1 protein-coding gene is annotated in these 1895 nt (G+C 52.9%); it reads left to right on the forward strand.

The genetic code is table 11. From position 1 onward, the window contains the following. Positions 1-559: 559 nt before the first annotated feature. Entirely contained in the window at positions 560-1324 is a 765-nt protein-coding gene (locus ABQJ48_RS37625) for a hypothetical protein (RefSeq protein WP_367842910.1), read from the forward strand. Positions 1325-1895 lie beyond the last annotated feature (571 nt).

Below are 1895 nucleotides of genomic sequence, written 5' to 3' on the forward strand. Positions count from 1 at the left end.
AAACAGGGGGCGTCGCGGTTCAAAGGCCAGACGACCAACCTGTCGGCCGATTCTCCTGGCTGACTCAGTTCAAGTGGTAAAAGGTCGGCGATCTGAAAACGAGTTGTGCAGACCTTCCCTAGAAGCCATCGAGCGCATGAAGAAGGCGTTATCGGGAACGTTCTATCCTAATGCTCAGTGTTTAGACATTCTACTGCTATGGGTGACTATAGCCTGGGCTCACAGTCTTGAGATATACGAGAGCTGTCGGGCATTTGTGGAAGGAGTGCATCGCCCGCATCCGCCACTTCCGGAATTTTGTTTTCCTTGGTGCTTGACGGGTCTAGCGGGTACTGGAAAGAGCAAGTTGTTACTAGCTCTCGAACGCCTCTTGCCCCCTCTTCCCAAAATCAAGGTTGAAGATCTGACGGGCGTCCCACTCACGAGCTACCGATCAGTCACAGTGCGTTCATGCAGCACACCGAGAGGTATTCTTACTCGCTTCGCAGACCGGGAAGGGAGTGTTGATGTATTGACGGAGTACCTTCGTCGATTGGCATACAGGGATGGATGGTCGCTCGTGTTACTGGACGAATTCCAGTTCGCCACGCAAAGTAGTGACGCGAGTGCCCGGGTTACGCAGATGATCCTGGCAATGTGCTACATAGGGGTCTCGGCTGTCTATATCGCGAACTTTAGTCTGCTGCATAAGCTCAACTCGCGCAACCAAGAGGACCGGCATCGGTTGCTTGGGAAAGTTCAAATACTGTACCCGGATCGCAACGATAGCGAGGACTGGAAAATACTGCTTAGTCGTTTTCGCAACATTATCCCAGACGTCTTTACCTTTGACCCCGAAAACGACGCGCAAGCAATCCATAATTCAACTGGTGGTATAAAGCGCAATGTTGTGAAACTTCTTTGCATTGCATTCGAAACCGAATTTGCGAACAAAAGGGAGGTCGATTATCCAGCGTTGGAAAGGGCTTATAAGAGCCAGGAATACGCGACGTTCCGCGACGATGTGGAAGCTCTGTCCATACTGTACGGTGACTTTCGAAAGACGCGCAAGGACTTGTGGTGCCCGATAGAGGCCGTGGTAAACCTGACCGACGACGTGGACCAGCAACAGGAACGTCGGAATCTGGTCGATATGAAGGTGCTGGAGGCTTCCATGACTTGCGAAGAGCGCAAAGCACTGGCAAACCTTTCGAACAAAGCGGTGGTCTCTAGAGCTAAGAAGGGCGGACCAAAGACTGTTTCAAAAGATCCCAATAAGTCCGATGCGAAACAGCTGCAGGAAAACATGGCTTGGTTTTTAGACGAGCTTCAGCCGCGTACTTAGCGTGAGTTTCGCTTGGGGCTCCGTGGTGGTGCTAGGACCATTGATAGTCGGGGTCTCGACAGACTATCACGTAAACTTTTGATGCGCGGAGCACCGTAGAGGGAGGTCCGACAGACTTTCGGCGCATTTTGTCTACTCATGCCTAACAACTCTGCTTACGGACAGTCCGGTCGCCGGAGCCGAGAACTTCATGTAGTTTCTTCGACAACTTTAATTGTCCCGTTTCAGAGGAGAGGCCACTCTGCTTGCTCGCCGCGTTGAATGGCGGCTTTGTTGCGTCGGATTTCGTTGTTGCTAGTTCCGCTTTTGGCCGACAGGTGTCCGTTGGCGGCAGTGTTCGTGGCGCCGTTTCCGCGGCTCATCACTCACCCAAGGGTGTTCATGTACTATCCTTGGCGGTGTGCGCGAGGTGCCAAATTGCGCACCCACTTTCCGTAACGAGGTGCTGCCACACCGACCGTATGGGCCCGCTCTGCACCCCCTTTGCTTAGCCGCAAGCCCGCGAATCGAAGGCGGTTACGCTTGAAAGTAGGATGCCCAATCCCATTTTCCTTTCGTGAACCAGCGTATC

Source organism: Paraburkholderia suaedae (assembly GCF_040812055.1).
In the GTDB taxonomy this organism is placed as follows: Bacteria; Pseudomonadota; Gammaproteobacteria; order Burkholderiales; family Burkholderiaceae; genus Paraburkholderia.